The organism is Pseudomonas sp. FP2338 (genome assembly GCF_030687515.1).
GTDB classification, from domain to species: Bacteria; Pseudomonadota; Gammaproteobacteria; order Pseudomonadales; family Pseudomonadaceae; genus Aquipseudomonas; species Aquipseudomonas salomonii.
In genome coordinates, this window is the sequence record NZ_CP117436.1 from 4,399,200 (window position 1) to 4,414,221 (window position 15,022).

13 protein-coding genes are annotated in these 15,022 nt (G+C 61.2%); 6 read left to right on the plus strand and 7 right to left on the minus strand.

All coding sequences use genetic code 11. The features are described 5' to 3' along the window. Positions 1–129: 129 nt before the first annotated feature. The 5 genes from mnmC to PSH96_RS19840 all read left to right on the plus strand — a co-directional run bounded on the left by mnmC (position 130) and on the right by PSH96_RS19840 (position 7,474). Positions 130–2,118 carry a bifunctional tRNA (5-methylaminomethyl-2-thiouridine)(34)-methyltransferase MnmD/FAD-dependent 5-carboxymethylaminomethyl-2-thiouridine(34) oxidoreductase MnmC gene (mnmC, locus tag PSH96_RS19820; RefSeq protein ID WP_305454500.1) on the plus strand — a complete coding sequence of 663 codons (1,989 nt, stop codon included), beginning with the start codon at positions 130–132 and terminating at the stop codon, positions 2,116–2,118. 164 nt (positions 2,119–2,282) lie between these two features. Continuing rightward, on the plus strand, positions 2,283–4,055 hold the full coding sequence (locus tag PSH96_RS19825; RefSeq protein WP_305454503.1) for an N-acetylglutaminylglutamine amidotransferase: 1,773 nt from the start codon (positions 2,283–2,285) through the stop codon (positions 4,053–4,055). A 3-nt stretch (positions 4,056–4,058) separates the two neighbouring features. Next, positions 4,059–5,804: an N-acetylglutaminylglutamine synthetase gene (gene ngg / locus PSH96_RS19830; protein ID WP_305454506.1), complete on the plus strand. Its 1,746-nt coding sequence runs from the start codon at positions 4,059–4,061 to the stop codon at positions 5,802–5,804. Positions 5,805–5,971: 167 nt separating this feature from the next. After that, complete coding sequence (locus tag PSH96_RS19835) at positions 5,972–7,156, plus strand: osmoprotectant NAGGN system M42 family peptidase (protein WP_056861133.1); 1,185 nt, start codon at positions 5,972–5,974, stop codon at positions 7,154–7,156. Positions 7,157–7,246: 90 nt separating this feature from the next. Beyond that, positions 7,247–7,474 (plus strand): YheU family protein, encoded by a 228-nt coding sequence (locus PSH96_RS19840; protein WP_056861132.1) that lies wholly within the window; start codon positions 7,247–7,249, stop codon positions 7,472–7,474. Between the two features lie 7 nt (positions 7,475–7,481). On the opposite strand, the gene csrA is transcribed toward PSH96_RS19840, so the two are convergent. Next, positions 7,482–7,679 (minus strand): carbon storage regulator CsrA, encoded by a 198-nt coding sequence (gene csrA / locus PSH96_RS19845; RefSeq protein WP_056861131.1) that lies wholly within the window; start codon positions 7,677–7,679, stop codon positions 7,482–7,484. A 148-nt stretch (positions 7,680–7,827) separates the two neighbouring features. Beyond that, positions 7,828–8,643, minus strand: coding sequence for an SDR family oxidoreductase (locus tag PSH96_RS19850; protein ID WP_305454512.1), 816 nt, complete (start codon positions 8,641–8,643; stop codon positions 7,828–7,830). Positions 8,644–8,971: 328 nt separating this feature from the next. On the opposite strand from PSH96_RS19850, the gene PSH96_RS19855 reads away from it, so the two are divergent. Beyond that, the gene (locus PSH96_RS19855; protein WP_003236711.1) at positions 8,972–9,124 is read left to right on the plus strand and encodes a DUF3309 family protein; all 153 of its coding nucleotides are present in this window, start codon (positions 8,972–8,974) and stop codon (positions 9,122–9,124) included. Positions 9,125–9,179: 55 nt separating this feature from the next. Here the strand turns inward: PSH96_RS19855 and PSH96_RS19860 are convergent, their stop codons facing one another. The 5 genes from PSH96_RS19860 to PSH96_RS19880 form a co-directional block, all read right to left on the minus strand. Then, entirely contained in the window at positions 9,180–11,267 is a 2,088-nt protein-coding gene (locus PSH96_RS19860) for an LTA synthase family protein (protein ID WP_305454515.1), read from the minus strand. A gap of 408 nt (positions 11,268–11,675) precedes the next feature. Beyond that, a complete protein-coding gene (locus PSH96_RS19865; RefSeq protein ID WP_003172956.1) occupies positions 11,676–11,867 on the minus strand; it encodes a PLDc N-terminal domain-containing protein in 192 nt (63 codons plus the stop codon). A 67-nt stretch (positions 11,868–11,934) separates the two neighbouring features. Further along, entirely contained in the window at positions 11,935–12,465 is a 531-nt protein-coding gene (locus PSH96_RS19870) for a hypothetical protein (protein WP_305454517.1), read from the minus strand. A 40-nt stretch (positions 12,466–12,505) separates the two neighbouring features. Then, on the minus strand, positions 12,506–13,021 hold the full coding sequence (locus PSH96_RS19875; protein WP_305454519.1) for an ankyrin repeat domain-containing protein: 516 nt from the start codon (positions 13,019–13,021) through the stop codon (positions 12,506–12,508). Positions 13,022–13,121: 100 nt separating this feature from the next. Continuing rightward, positions 13,122–14,948, minus strand: coding sequence for a long-chain-acyl-CoA synthetase (locus PSH96_RS19880; protein WP_305454521.1), 1,827 nt, complete (start codon positions 14,946–14,948; stop codon positions 13,122–13,124). Positions 14,949–15,022: the final 74 nt, after the last annotated feature.

Below are 15,022 nucleotides of genomic sequence, written 5' to 3' on the forward strand. Positions count from 1 at the left end.
GCTTGGAGGCTGCGCACAGCAGTTTTTTCCATGCAAAATCTATTGGGTTACCACCCGCAATCAGCCCTCTGCCCCGTGATCGGCTAGAATGGCTGCCTTGCCTTTGTCTGCTTTTTTTATGAGCCACCCATGACCCCCATCACCCACGCCCAGCTCGATTGGGATGACCAAGGCCGCCCGCACTCGCGGGTGTTCGACGACGTGTATTTTTCCGACAAGTCGGGCCTTGAAGAAACCCGTTATGTGTTCCTTGAACAGAACCGCCTGCAGGAGCGCTTTGCCGCGTTGCCGGTGAATGGGCGGTTGGTGATTGGTGAAACCGGCTTTGGTACGGGGCTGAATTTCCTGTGCGCCTGGCAACTGTTCGAACAACACGCGGTGCCCGGGGCACGCCTGCATTTTGTCAGCGTAGAGAAATACCCGCTGAGCCACACCGACCTGCAGCGCGCCCTCGCCCTCTGGCCCGAACTGCAGCCTTTTGCAGAACAACTGCTGGCGCAGTACATCGCCATCCACCCAGGCTTCCAGCGCCTGGTGCTGGATAACGGCCGCGTGACCCTCACGCTGCTGATCGGCGATGCGCTGGAGCAATTGCCGCAGCTGGATGCGCAAGTGGATGCGTGGTTTCTCGACGGCTTTGCCCCGGCGAAAAACCCCGACATGTGGACCGCCGAGCTGTTCGCCCAACTGGCGCGCCTGGCGGCGCCGGGCTCGACCATCAGCACCTTCACCAGCACCGGCTGGGTACGCCGGCTGATCAACGCCGCCGGGTTCAAGATGAAACGCACACCCGGCATCGGCCACAAGTGGGAGATCCTGCGCGGCGAGTTTCTCGGTTGGCCCGACGATACGCCACCGCCGGCCGCACCCAAACCCTGGTTTGCGCGCCCGGCAGCCGTCGACGGCGAGCGCCATGCCATGGTCATCGGCGGCGGCCTGGCCGGTTGCGCCACTGCCGCCAGCCTGGCCGCCCGGGGTTGGCGCGTCAGCCTGCTGGAACGTCACGGCGCCTTGGCCCAGGAAGCCTCGGGCAACCCGCAGGGCGTGCTGTACCTCAAGCTGTCGGCGCATGGCACAGCGCTGTCGCAACTGATACTCAGCGGTTTCGGCCATACCCGGCGCCTGCTGGAGCACTTGCAGCGAGGCGTTGACTGGGACGGTTGCGGCGTCCTGCAACTGGCGTTTGACGCCAAGGAAGCCCAACGCCAGGCGCAACTGACCGAGGCCTTTGCACCGGAGCTGTTGCACGTACTGAACCAGGATCAGGCCCAACAACAGGCCGGCATAGCATTGGCCCAGGGCGGGCTGTTCTTCCCGGAAGGTGGCTGGGTGCATCCACCGGCGCTGTGCCAATGGCAAGCGGCGCATCCGCTGATCAAGGTGCTCACCCATCACGAGGCGCTGGAGCTGCACCGCGTCGACGACCAGTGGCAAGCCCGTGACGGCGACGACGTACTGGCCAGCGCCAGCGTGGTAGTGCTGGCCGGTGCAGCCGAAATCAAGCGCTTCCCGCTCAGTGCGGATTTGCCGCTCAAGCGTATTCGCGGGCAGATCACGCGTTTGGCGCAAACCCCGGCGAGTGCGGCATTGGCCACCGTGGTGTGCGCAGAAGGTTATGTGGCACCGGCGCGCCTTGGCGAACACACCTTGGGCGCCAGTTTTGATTTCAACAATGAAGACCTCACGCCCACCCTCGCCGAGCACACCGGCAACCTCGAGATGCTGCGCGAGATTTCCGAAGACCTGCTGCTGCGTCTTGGCGCCGATTCACTGAACGCCGAACACTTGCAAGGCCGCGCCGCCTTTCGTTGCACCAGCCCTGACTACCTGCCAATCGTCGGCCCCTTGGCCGATAGCGCTGCGTTCCAAGCGGCTTACGCCGTACTGCGCAAAGACGCCCGGCAAGTCCCGGATACGCCCTGCCCGTGGTTGCCGGGCCTGTATATCAACAGCGGCCACGGTTCACGCGGCCTGATAACCGCGCCACTGTGCGGCGAACTGCTGGCCGCCTGGCTGAGCGACGAACCGCTGCCGGTGCCGGCCAGCGTGGCGCAAGCCTGCCATCCGAACCGGTTTGCGTTGCGCACGCTGGTGCGAGGAAAACCCGCGACACGCTGATCACCAAGAAGGATGAAACGACGCCGTTGCGAACATCACGGCTATTTGCCTTATAACTTATCGGTCTAAAACTCCACGCATAGCACTGGGTCAGTTTCTGGGTACGCGCCCTGTCGGGCGTATTGAGTATTGCCCTCCCCAACGGAAAAACCGGTAAGGAATTTATGTGTGGATTAGCTGGCGAGTTACGCTTTGATCATCAACCTGCCGACCTGGCAGCCGTAGAACGCATCACCCATCACCTTGCGCCCCGAGGTCCCGACGCCTGGGGCTTCCATGCCCAAGGGCCGATTGCCCTGGGCCACCGCCGCCTGAAAATCATGGACCTGTCGGACGGCTCCGCCCAACCGATGGTCGACGCCCAGTTGGGGCTGTCTCTGGCGTTCAATGGCGCGATCTACAATTTCCCCGAACTGCGTGAAGAGCTGGAAGCCTTGGGCTACGCCTTCTATTCCGGTGGTGACACCGAAGTGCTGCTCAAGGGCTATCACGCCTGGGGCGAAGCCTTGCTGCCCAAGCTCAATGGCATGTTTGCCTTTGCCATCTGGGAGCGTGACGCCCAGCGCCTGTTTATCGCCCGTGACCGTCTGGGTGTGAAGCCGCTGTACCTGTCGCGCACCGGCCAGCGCCTGCGTTTTGCTTCAGCGCTGCCAGCACTGCTCAAGGGCGGCGATATCAATCCGATCCTGGATCCGGTTGCGCTTAATCATTATTTGAATTTCCACGCCGTGGTGCCTGCGCCGCGCACCTTGCTGGCGGGTATTGAAAAACTGCCGCCGGCAAGCTGGATGCGCATCGACGCCAACGGCAACACCGAGCAGAAAACCTGGTGGACCCTGCCTTACGGCCCGCACGAGGATGAAAAAAACCTCAGCCTCGAAGACTGGACCGACCGCGTGCTCGACAGCACCCGCGAAGCCGTGGCGATCCGCCAACGTGCCGCCGTGGATGTCGGCGTGCTGCTCTCCGGCGGTGTCGATTCGAGCATGCTCGTGGGCCTGCTGCGTGAAGTCGGCGTGCAGGACTTGTCGACCTTCTCCATCGGCTTTGAAGATGCCGGCGGCGAGGCTGGCAACGAGTTTCAATACTCGGACCTGATCGCCAAGCACTACGGCACCCGTCACCACCAATTGCGCATCGCCGAAAGCGAAATCATCGAGCAACTGCCGGCAGCGTTCCGCGCCATGAGCGAGCCGATGGTCAGCCATGACTGCATCGCCTTCTACCTGCTGTCGCGGGAAGTGGCCAAGCACTGCAAGGTGGTACAAAGCGGCCAGGGCGCCGACGAGTTGTTCGCCGGCTACCACTGGTACCCGCAGGTGGACGGCGCCAGCGACCCGTATGCCGCCTACCGCGACGCTTTTTTTGACCGCAGCTACGACGACTACGCCGCCACCGTCGCGCCCAAATGGCTGACCGCCAATGACGCCGCCGGCGACTTTGTGCGCGAGCATTTTGCCATGCCCGGCGCCGATGCTGCCGTGGACAAGGCCTTGCGTCTGGACAGCACCGTTATGCTGGTGGACGACCCGGTCAAACGTGTCGACAACATGACCATGGCCTGGGGCCTGGAGGCGCGCACGCCGTTCCTGGACTACCGCCTGGTGGAACTGTCGGCCCGCGTGCCGGGCAAATTCAAATTGCCCGATGGCGGCAAGCAGGTGCTCAAAGAAGCCGCGCGGCGAGTCATCCCCAGCGAAGTCATCGACCGCAAAAAAGGCTACTTCCCGGTGCCGGGCCTCAAGCATTTGCAAGGCGACACCTTGAACTGGGTGCGCGATTTGCTGATGGACCCAAGCCAGGATCGCGGCCTGTTCAACCCGGCCATGCTCGACCGCCTGCTGACCGACCCGCAAGGCCAACTGACGCCGCTGCGCGGCTCCAAACTGTGGCAACTGGCGGCGCTGAACCTGTGGCTCAGCGAACAAGGAATCTGATTGATGAAACCTCTTGCAGCGGCTTACAGCCAACGCTTGCTCAAGGGCCAGGCGCCGACTTACGAACGCCTGCAGGCGCGCCTGGCCGAAGACGGCAGCCCACTGGCCGCCGAGCCGATCGCCGTGCATTGCGGCTGGGGCCGATTGTTGATCGGGCACACCTTCCCGGACCCGGCCAGCCTGGCGCAGGAACTGCTCAATGAGCAGGCGGGCGAGCGCGACATTGCGCTGTACGTGGCAGCGCCCCAGCAGATCCTTGGGATTGACCCGCAGCAATTGTTCCTCGACCCCTCCGACACCTTGCGCCTGTGGTTCAGCGATTACCGCCCCGCTACGCGGGTATTTCGCGGCTTTCGCATTCGCCGGGTGCAGAGCGAGGCCGATTGGCAGGCGGTCAACCAGCTGTATCAAGGCCGCGGCATGCTGCCCGTCGACGCCGAGCGCCTGACACCACGCCACCAAGGCGGCCCGGTGTATTGGCTGGCCGAGGATGAAGACAGCGGCGCGGTGATCGGCAGCGTGATGGGCCTGAACCATCAAAAAGCCTTCCACGACCCGGAAAACGGTTGCAGCCTGTGGTGCCTGGCGGTCGACCCGCAATGCACGCGCCCAGGCGTGGGCGAGGTACTGGTGCGCCACTTGGTGGAACACTTTATGAGCCGTGGCCTGAGCTACCTTGACCTGTCGGTGCTGCACGATAACCGTCAGGCCAAGAGCCTCTACGCCAAACTCGGTTTCCGGGCGCTGACCACCTTTGCGATCAAGCGCAAGAACGGCATCAACCAGCCGCTGTTTCTCGGCCCCGGCCCGCAAGCGGGTTTCAATCCCTACGCGCGCATCATTGTCGAAGAAGCCCATCGACGTGGCATTGATGTGCAAGTGGATGACGCCGACGCGGGCCTGTTCACCCTCAGCCACGGCGGGCGCCGTGTACGTTGCCGCGAGTCGTTGAGCGACCTGACCAGCGCCATCAGCATGACCCTGTGCCAGGACAAGAGCCTGACCCACAAGGCGCTCAGTGCGGCAGGTTTGAAGTTGCCGTCACAACAATTGGCCGGCAGCGCCGACGACAACCTGGAGTTTCTCGACGAGCATCAGCGCATCGTGGTCAAGCCGCTGGATGGCGAGCAAGGCCAAGGCGTGGCGGTGGATCTGCAGACCATCGAGGAGGTGCAAAAAGCCATCGAGACCGCGCGTCAATTTGACAGCCGTGTGCTGCTCGAAAGCTTCCACGAAGGCCTTGACCTGCGCATCCTGGTGATCGGTTTTGAGGTGGTTGCCGCTGCGATTCGGCGGCCTGCCGAGGTCACCGGTGATGGCCAACATTCCATCGGCGCCTTGATCGAAGCCCAGAGCCGTCGCCGCCAGGCGGCCACCGACGGCGAAAGCAAAATCCCGCTGGACGCCGAAACCCAACGCACGCTGCACGCCGCCGGTTATGACTACAGCAGCATTTTGCCGCGTGGCCAAACCTTGGCCGTGCGCCGTACCGCCAACCTGCATACCGGCGGCTGCCTGGAAGATGTCACCGCGATTCTGCACCCGACACTGGTGGACGCCGCCGTGCGTGCCGCCCGTGCACTGGACATTCCCATGGTCGGCCTGGACCTGATGGTGCCCGCCGCCGACCAACCCGAGTACGTGTTTATCGAAGCCAACGAACGCGCCGGGCTGGCTAATCACGAACCGCAACCGACAGCGGAGAAGTTTGTGGATTTGTTGTTTCCGCACAGTCAGCCAACTGCCTGACCACCCGTGGCGAGGGAGCTTGCTCCCGCTGGGCTGCGAAGCAGCCCTGAAACCTGCCATTGCGCTTTAACTTAAAGAACAGGGTGAATTGACTGGGGCTGCTGCGCAGCCCAGCGGGAGCAAGCTCCCTCGCCACAAAAAGCGCCCTCAACTCATCAGGAGTTTCCATGACCCGAACCATCCCCGAACCGGATCTCAACTACCTGCAAAAAGTGCTGCTGGAAATGCTCGCCATTCCCAGCCCCACCGGGTTTACCGACACCATCGTGCGCTATGTCGCCGAGCGCCTGGAAGAACTTGGCATTCCCTTTGAAATGACCCGGCGCGGCACCATCCGCGCCACCCTCAAGGGCCAGAAAAACAGCCCCGACCGCGCCGTCTCCGCGCACCTGGACACCATCGGCGCCGCCGTACGTGCGATCAAGGACAACGGCCGCCTGACGCTCGCGCCGGTGGGCTGCTGGTCCAGCCGTTTTGCCGAAGGCAGCCGCGTCAGCCTGTTTACCGACAACGGCGTGATTCGTGGCAGCGTGTTGCCGCTGATGGCCTCCGGGCATGCGTTCAATACCGCCGTGGATGAAATGCCGGTGAGCTGGGACCACGTGGAATTACGCTTGGACGCCTACTGCGCGACCCGCGCCGATTGCGACTCGTTAGGCATCAGCATCGGCGACTATGTAGCGTTCGACCCACTGCCCGAGTTCACCGAGAGTGGGCATATCAGCGCCCGCCACCTGGACGATAAAGCCGGTGTGGCCGCCCTGCTCGCCGCACTCAAGGCCATTGTCGACAGCGGCGAACCGTTATTGATCGACTGTCACCCGCTGTTCACCATCACCGAAGAAACCGGCAGTGGCGCGGCGGCCGCCCTGCCCTGGGATGTCAGTGAATTTGTCGGCATCGACATCGCCCCGGTCGCGCCCGGCCAGCATTCCAGCGAACACGCGGTGAGTGTGGCCATGCAGGATTCCGGCGGGCCATATGACTATCACCTGTCCCGTCACCTGCTGCGCCTGGCCTCGGAGAATGAATTGCCGGTGCGCCGCGATCTGTTTCGCTATTACTTCAGCGACGCCCACTCGGCGGTCACCGCCGGCCATGACATTCGCACGGCGCTGCTGGCGTTTGGCTGCGATGCAACCCATGGCTATGAGCGCACGCACATTGACAGCCTGGCCGCGCTCAGCCGCTTGTTGAGCGCGTACATCCTCAGCCCGCCGGTATTCGCCAGCGACGCACAACCGGCCCAGGGTTCGCTGGACCGGTTCAGTCATCAGATCGAGCACGAAACGCAAATGGAGAGCGACACCCGCGTGCCGTCGGTGGACAGCCTGGTCGGTCAGAAGTCCTGACGTTGGCAACTACTGGTAACTGATGGTAACTGCTGGTAACAAGGGCCCCCGGCGCAGTAGCATCGCCGGGTTCCTACCTCCGAGGCTTGTATGCTGATTCCCTACGACGCACTTGAAGTCGACACCCTGACCCGCCTCATCGAAGACTTCGTCACCCGCGACGGCACCGACAACGGCGACGACACGCCCCTGGAAACCCGGGTACTGCGCGTGCGCCATGCCTTGACCAAGGGCCAGGCCCTGATTGTGTTCGACCCGGAAAGCGAGCAATGTCAGTTGATGCTCAAGCACGACGTGCCCAAGCATCTGTTTGACTGAGCAGGTTTCAGCGGTTGGGTACGGCGTGGGTTTCTGCGGCCTGGCGTTCGAGGATCTTCTGATACACCTCGGCCCGATGGACATTCACACCCGCCGGGGCGGCGATGCCGAATTTCACTTGAGTACCGTTGAGTTCGAGAATGTGCAGGGCGATGTCATCGCCGATGGAGATGATTTCGCCTACAGCGCGGCTTAAAACCAGCATGGCGGTTGTCCTTTTGGAGTGACAGGACCTTGACCATGCGTGATTGGATTTGGCGCAGCAATGGCTTGCGGCAAAATCAGGCAAGGCCTACTCAGCCCGGTAATTTTACTGACAGACAAGCCCCTACAGTGACAGCACCAGCCCTGGCTTATCCTTTTACCGCCTGCGCCTTGGCGCGCATCTTGTCGGCCATCAGCGTCATCTCGTCATACAGCAACTGCGGGTTCTTTTGCTTCAACGCCCACGCCATCCGCCCCTGCTCGTGGGGCAAAATCATGAACTCCCCTTCTGCCACCCGCTGATAAATGTAATCGGCAATATCCGCCGCCGAAATCGGTGAACTCTCCAGCAACTTGCCGACCTGCGCCTTCATCGCAGGCGTTGGCCCACGGAATGAATCCAGCAGGTTGGTCTGGAAAAACGACGGGCACACCACATGCACACCGACTTCCTGCTGCTTGAGTTCCACCAGCAAACTCTCCGACAACGCCACCACGCCGGCCTTGGCCACGTTGTAGTTGCTCATCGCCGGCCCCTGCATCAGCGCAGCCATCGAGGCGATGTTGATAATCCGGCCCTTGCTCTTTTCCAGCAGCGGCAGGAACGCCTTGCAGCCCTTGACCACGCCCATCAAGTTGATCGCAATTTGCCAGTCCCAATCTTCCAGGGACAACTCGGCAAAGAACCCACCCGAGGCGACACCCGCATTGTTGACGATCACATCAATGCCGCCCAGCTTCACTTCGCATGCCTGGGCAAAGGCGGTGAGCTGGCTGTAGTCACGCACGTCGCAGCGCTGGATAAAACCATCGCCACCGGCCTCGCGTACCCGCTTGAGGGTTTCCTGCAAGCCGGGCTCGCTGACGTCCGACAAGGCCAACTGCCAACCCTCGCGCGCCCAGCGCAGCGCGATTTCGCGACCCAGGCCGGACCCGGCGCCAGTGATCATCATGCGATTTTGCATAGGTAGTAGCCTTGTAGTTCACGGAAGAAGTGATCGGCAGTGTAGCGAAGGTTTTTCCTGCAACCACGCACCATCCAATTGATGAATGCCTCAGGCAAACCGCCGGCCGGGTAGCAGCGCGGCTTATAGCGTAAGTTCAATCTTTTTCAACTAAGTGCACGGCATTGCGAACGTATTAAAAGAAATAAGCCTGTTTGCGAAATGCTTTAAGAAACTATGGAATTTTCTGCACAACAGCGCAGTCGGAGTTATTAAGGCGTCCGTAAATAAACCCACGGGCCTGTCGATAAACAACCGGTCTTTTCAGAAGGCCCACAAGGAAAAAAACATGAGCCTGATTCTGATCATTATCCTGATCCTGCTGCTGGTCGGCGGCCTGCCGGTGTTCCCGCACTCACGAAACTGGGGCTATGGCCCGTCGGGTATTCTCGGTGTGGTGCTGGTGGTGCTGGTAGTGCTGTTGTTGCTCGGCCGGATATAAAATCCGGACAAAAAAAGAGGCCTTTTAGAAGGCCTCTTTTTTTATGCCCGGATTATTAGTCCGGCTTGCCGTCGATCACACCGGCGGTGTTATCCAACAGGCTCTTGGTGGCGGTCTGCAGGAACGACTCAAGTTTCTGCTTCAGCGCGGCTTCGTCCGCCGATTCAGGAATCACCTTACCGGTCGGGTTAGCGCCCAGCTCGTATTCCCACAGTTTCGGCGGCATCTCTTTAGGCAGTACCAGGATGCGGTCCGCAGTGACCAGGGCGACGGTCTGGTCGCTACCCGACGGCTTGATCACGCCAAAGCCCTTGTCGCCTTCCGGCAGGTTCAACAAGTCGCGGCCCCAGCACTGGTGCAAGGTGTCGCCACCGAGGCGGCCCATGATGGTCGGCACGATGTCGATCTGGGTGCCCACGGTGTGGTCACGCTCGCCGAACTTTTCCTGCATGCCCGGTGCAATCATCAGCATCGGTACGTTGAAGCGGCCCAGGTCCATCTCGGTGATCTGCTGTTCATTACCAAAACCGTGGTCACCCACGATCACGAACAGGGTTTCCTTGAAGTACGGCTCTTTACGCGCCTTTTCAAAGAACTGGCCCAGGGCCCAGTCGGAGTAACGCATGGCCGTCAAATGCTCGTTGAGGCTGCCACGGTCGGTGACTTTTTCGACCGGCAATGGCGTCGGCAACGCATACGGCGTGTGGTTGGACAGGGTTTGCAGCAGGGCGTAGAACGGCTTGCCGCCTTCGCGGGCCTTCAACTCTTCCAGGCCACGGTTGAACATGTCCTGGTCGGACACGCCCCACGTCGGGTCGGAGAACACCGGGTTAACGAAGTCGTTGCGCCCGATAAAGTTGGTCATGCCCTGGTTGCTGAAGAAACCCGACTGGTTGTCCCAGGCGAAATCGCCGTTGTAGACATACACGTCGTCAAATTTGCGCGCGCTGAGCAACTGCGGCAGGCCCGACAGCTTGTGGCTGCCTTCCGGGGTCTGCATCAGGTATTCGAAGCCCGGCAGGTTCGGGAAGCACGCCATGGTGGCGAACATGCCCTGGTGGGTGTGGGTGCCGTTGGAGAAGAAACGGTCGAACAGCAAACCTTCCTTGGACAGTTTGTCAAAGTACGGCGTGATGTTGCCCGGGCGACCCAGTGCGCCGACCGAGTGACCGGCGAAGCTTTCCATCAGGATCACCACGACGTTCTTGATCGGCAGGGTTTTCTCGGCCGGTGGCGTGTAGTCACGGCGCACGGCGGCGGTGTCGGTATCCACCAGTTTCTCTTGCGGCAACACCAGCATGTCGCGCACGGTCTGGGTAGCCAGCGGTTGGTCCAGCGTGGCTTTCCAGATATTCGAGCGCTCTTCGGAGAAACGCGACTTGGCCGCAGCGATCAACGACAGCGTGCCGTTCAAGCCCAACTGGTTGGCGAAGTTGGAGTCGGTGGTGTAGACGTCACCCCAGCGCAGCGGTGGGCCCTGGCGCAAGGTGCCACGAATGGCGACCACGGCGATCAGCAGGCACACCACAAACACCGCAATGCGGCTGTACCACGGCGCCACCTGGCGCGTGCCGACGGTGCCGCCGCTGAACGGGCCACGTGGGCGCGTCGCGCGGTCGGCACCCTTGAAAGCGATGCTCAGGATCAGCGTGCCCACGGCCCAGGCCAGCAGGTAGCGCACCACCGGGAAACCGTACCAGAGCATGCTCATCACGGTTTTCGGGTCTTCCTTCACGTACTGGAACACCAGGCCGTTGAGGCGTTGGTGGAATTCGCGGTAGAAGTCCATCTCCATCAGGCCCAGGAACAGGGCAATGCTGGACACCACGGTCAGCCAAAAACGGAAGAACCCGCGCGCTGCCATGGCCCGTACGCTGAACAACGCCAGCAGCAGCGGAACCAGCGCATACATCACAAAGCGGATGTCGAAGCGCGTGCCGTTGAGGAAGGCTTCGAGGAAGGTCGAGGCCGGCGTGTCGAGGATCATCTCGCGGTTGTAGACCAGCAGCGCCAGGCGCAGCAGGGAGAACATCACCATCATGACCAGCGCGCAAAGCAGCGTGTATGCCAGATGGGATTTGACGGTCGGTTGCAGCAAGCGATTAGAAGCTCGCTGCTGACTCAGGGCGTCCGGGTTTGCCATGTCGTTCTAGGACCCATTGGAAGTTTAAGTTTCGAAATAATGCAGTGGCGTCCGACCCTCGCCCAGGCTGGCTGGGGTAGGCGGTTAACGCGGTGGCGCAAATGGTGCCCGATCAACGGCATCAACGCTATTAATTACTGAACGTGCGCCCGGGACCTGCCTTTAATGGCACCCGAGTTAGAGCCGTGGCAGAGCCGTAAAACCGCCGAATTGTCTTGGAAAAGATGTGAAAATTGTGTGCAGCGAATAGTTTCGACACACAAAATCTTGAGTACGCTGAAAACCAATGTGGGAGCGGGCTTGCCCGCGATTGCAGTGTGTCAGTCAAAACATCTGATACTGATACACCGCCATCGCGGGCAAGCCCGCTCCCACAGGGATGGTGCTCACCACAAATTAAGTGAACGATCAGATCCGCACGTTACCGCGCGGCCCGGCAATCGCCCAGATGATCAGGCCCAGTACCGGCAGCAACAGGATCAGCAGGATCCACAGCACTTTAGCGCCGGTGCTGGCGCCACTTTTGAACACGTTGATGATCGCCCAGATATCCAGCGCCAGGATGATCAGGCCGATAAGACCGTTGAAAGTGGAACCCATGGTGTCGCTCCTAAGTGAGGGCATGCACTTGTAGGATAGTCAGCCCTGGCAGGGGTTCCGTTTTATTTCAGACGTGGACGGCGACTTTCAAGGCTTCCAGCGACGGCTCGGCCTTGATCCCGACTTCGGCGCACAGCTGCAGCACGCGCGGCAGGTCATTGCCATACACCAGCACCGCCTGGATCTCGTCATCAAGCAATTGGCTGAAGTTAAGCAGCACATAGCCACCATCCTCTGGGCTCAACGCGCTCATCTGGATCTGAATGCGATTCAGCGCGACGAGATCCTCGGTCTTGGCCAACTGCTTGGGCTTGAGGTTGAACGCCACGCCGGGGCCGAACGAGGCGACGATCTGTGCGAACAAATCGCCATAGGTGTCGGCCTGGAACAGCACCGTGTCCGGCAGGCTGCCAACGACTACCCACTCACCCAAAGGGATAGGGAAAGTATCGTCGTAGTTGATATCCGGGTTCGCCGTCAGAAACGCCGCCGGGTCCGCGTAGGCCTGGGCGGCTTCTGTGGCGATGCGTACCACCTCTTCCTCGCCCATGACGCCGGCGCTGATTTTACTGATAAGTTCGACGAGGGCGGTGTACATGGGAAGGTCCTGTGGCAGCTGGTTTTTGAGGGCGCGTAGCCTACACCAGTTTCTGCAACTGCGCCGCCGTATCCGCCGCGCCCATGGTGTGCGCCGCCGCCAGCGCAGTCGCGCCCTGGGCATCGGTGGCCTTGGGATTGGCGCCTTGAGCGAGCAGGTAGTCGACCATTTCAACGCGGTTGAACATCGCGGCCAGCATCAGCGCCGTACGCCCGTCCGAAGATGAGGCATCCACCGGCACGCCGCCTTCGATCAGCGCCTTAACCACCGCCAAGTCGCCTTTGAACGCGGCGCCGGCAATCGGCAGTTGGTTCTTATCGTTGGCAATCAGCGGATCGGCCTTGAACTCGAGCAACACTTTTACCGCCTCGACATGGCCGTGATAGGCCGCGAGCATCAGCAAGGTGTCACCATTGTGATTACGAAAATTGGCCGGCAAACCTTTGGCCAGCAGCGCAGCCAGCATCGCCGCATCGCCCTTGCGGGCCACGTCGAAAACCTGTTCGGCGAATTCGGCGGCTTCATCGTCGGTCATTTGTTTGGGCTGGTCTGACATGCAGGGAACTCCTTGTCTGGGAATGTGTATAAGGCGCCCAGTGTCGCGAGGGAGTTCCCCGCTGTCATGGCTTTTTTGTCAAAAGCATTCATAGCCAGAATCAATAACGGAACTGCCCGCCCTGAATCTGCGCCAGCAATTGCCCGGTGACCGGTACATAACTGTCGGAACCCGGCAGCCACGCGAACACCGGGTCGTTACCGGCCTTGTCCGGGTCGAAGGCTTCCTCCTTGAGCTTGACCTTCTGGTATTTGAAGGTGCCGGTGGTTTCCATCTTGACCTTGATGCGCAAAAACAACGGCACCGCATAGTGCGGCAACTGGCCGTGGGCAAACTGCAGCAGCTCGCGCATGTCCAGGGCTGCCAAGGATTCGCTGGGGGTGATGGCAACCATGCCGGCGCGGCCATTGGTGTTTTCGATCTCGACGCCATAGGCCACCACTTCGGCGATCTGCGGGTGCTGCAACAGCACGTTTTCCACTTCGGTGGTGGAGACGTTTTCGCCCTTCCAACGGTAGGTATCGCCCAGCCTGTCGACAAATTGCGCATGGCCAAAGCCAATACTGCGCAACAGGTCGCCGGTATTGAAGTAGCGGTCGCCCTTCTCGAACACGTCCGTGAGCACCACCTTGCGGTTCTTTTCCGGGTCGGTGTAGCCATCGAACGGCGACTTTTCATCGATCCTCGCCAGCAGCAAGCCCTGCCCGCCGGTTTGCACCTTGCGCAGGAAACCGTCGCTGCCCCGCAACGGCTCGCCGGTTTCGTGGGAGTACTCCACCAGCGCCCAATGCTGCAGGCAAAAGCCGATGGTGTTGTCGAAGTTCAGCACATTGGTAAACCCGATGTTGCCGTCGCTGGCCGCATACAGCTCGCAGATGTGCTCCACGCCATAACGCTGCTTGAACTGCGCCCAGACACCGGGGCGCAGGCCATTGCCGACCATCTTGGTGACTTTATTGTCGCGATCCTGCGCACTGGCCGGCTGATCCAGCAGGTAGCGGCACAGTTCACCGACGTACCCCAGGGTGGTTGCGTTGAATTTGCGCGCATCGTCCCAGAACTGGCTGGCGCTGAATTTACGCCGGATGGCGAAGCCCGACGCGCCGATAATCGCCGAGCCCCAGCACACACACAGGCCGGTGGCGTGGTACAGCGGCAAGGTGCAATACAGGACGTCTTGCGGCCCCATGTCCAGGGCGATGCTGCCGAAACTCACCGCGGTCTTGGTCCAGCGCCCGTGTTTCATGATGCCGGCCTTGGGCAAACCGGTGGTGCCGGAGGTGTAGATATAGAAGCACGGGTCGTTGAAGAAGATGTGCCTGCTGCTGGCAGGGTTGTCCAGTGGGCTGTCGGCGCTGGCGGCCAGCAGGTCGGTGTAGCCTTGCGGCACCACGGTTGAGGATTGATCCGCCACACACCAGCTGCGTTCAGCCGCAATCGACACTTGATCGCGCACCGCCGCATAGGCGTCGAGCAATTCCGCGCCTGCCACGATCGCCACCGGGTTCACCAGGTTCAGGCTGTGCACCAGCGCCGCCTGGGTTTGCGCGGTGTTGAGCATGGCGCAGATGCCCCCCAGCTTGGCCACGGCCAGCACGCTGAGGAGCAGCTCCGGGCGATTTTCAATAAACAGCGCGACCACATCACCCTTGCCGATGCCCTGCTCGTGCAGGTAATGCGCGATACGATTGGCGCGCTGGTTGGCTTCGCGGTAGCTGAGCACGCTGTCGCCATACAACAACGCCGCGCCGTCGGGGTTGCGCAACGCAGCCTGTTCAAAGTGCCAACCGAGGCCGCAAGGCTGCGCGGGGTCGGTGACATTCGCGGCGCGCATGCCGCGCACCACGCGTGGCAGGGCGCGAACAATCGCAGGCACCTTACGCAAGAGCTTGCCCCACGTGATCATGTCGTCTTGTTGATGGCTCATGGCGCAACATCCTTTTTCTTATTCTTCGTATGATCCAGGGACAGCGGCAGCCCAGTAGGCAGATGCCGAATGCC

Bases quoted from the DNA above. Each gene is read 5' to 3' on its own strand.
- mnmC (WP_305454500.1), top strand. From the start codon at position 130: ATGACCCCCATCACCCACGCCCAGCTCGATTGGGATGACCAAGGCCGC.
- PSH96_RS19825 (WP_305454503.1), top strand. From the start codon at position 2,283: ATGTGTGGATTAGCTGGCGAGTTACGCTTTGATCATCAACCTGCCGAC.
- ngg (WP_305454506.1), top strand. From the start codon at position 4,059: ATGAAACCTCTTGCAGCGGCTTACAGCCAACGCTTGCTCAAGGGCCAG.
- PSH96_RS19835 (WP_056861133.1), top strand. From the start codon at position 5,972: ATGACCCGAACCATCCCCGAACCGGATCTCAACTACCTGCAAAAAGTG.
- PSH96_RS19840 (WP_056861132.1), top strand. From the start codon at position 7,247: ATGCTGATTCCCTACGACGCACTTGAAGTCGACACCCTGACCCGCCTC.
- csrA (WP_056861131.1), bottom strand. From the start codon at position 7,679: ATGCTGGTTTTAAGCCGCGCTGTAGGCGAAATCATCTCCATCGGCGAT.
- PSH96_RS19850 (WP_305454512.1), bottom strand. From the start codon at position 8,643: ATGCAAAATCGCATGATGATCACTGGCGCCGGGTCCGGCCTGGGTCGC.
- PSH96_RS19855 (WP_003236711.1), top strand. From the start codon at position 8,972: ATGAGCCTGATTCTGATCATTATCCTGATCCTGCTGCTGGTCGGCGGC.
- PSH96_RS19860 (WP_305454515.1), bottom strand. From the start codon at position 11,267: ATGGCAAACCCGGACGCCCTGAGTCAGCAGCGAGCTTCTAATCGCTTG.
- PSH96_RS19865 (WP_003172956.1), bottom strand. From the start codon at position 11,867: ATGGGTTCCACTTTCAACGGTCTTATCGGCCTGATCATCCTGGCGCTG.
- PSH96_RS19870 (WP_305454517.1), bottom strand. From the start codon at position 12,465: ATGTACACCGCCCTCGTCGAACTTATCAGTAAAATCAGCGCCGGCGTC.
- PSH96_RS19875 (WP_305454519.1), bottom strand. From the start codon at position 13,021: ATGTCAGACCAGCCCAAACAAATGACCGACGATGAAGCCGCCGAATTC.
- PSH96_RS19880 (WP_305454521.1), bottom strand. From the start codon at position 14,948: ATGAGCCATCAACAAGACGACATGATCACGTGGGGCAAGCTCTTGCGT.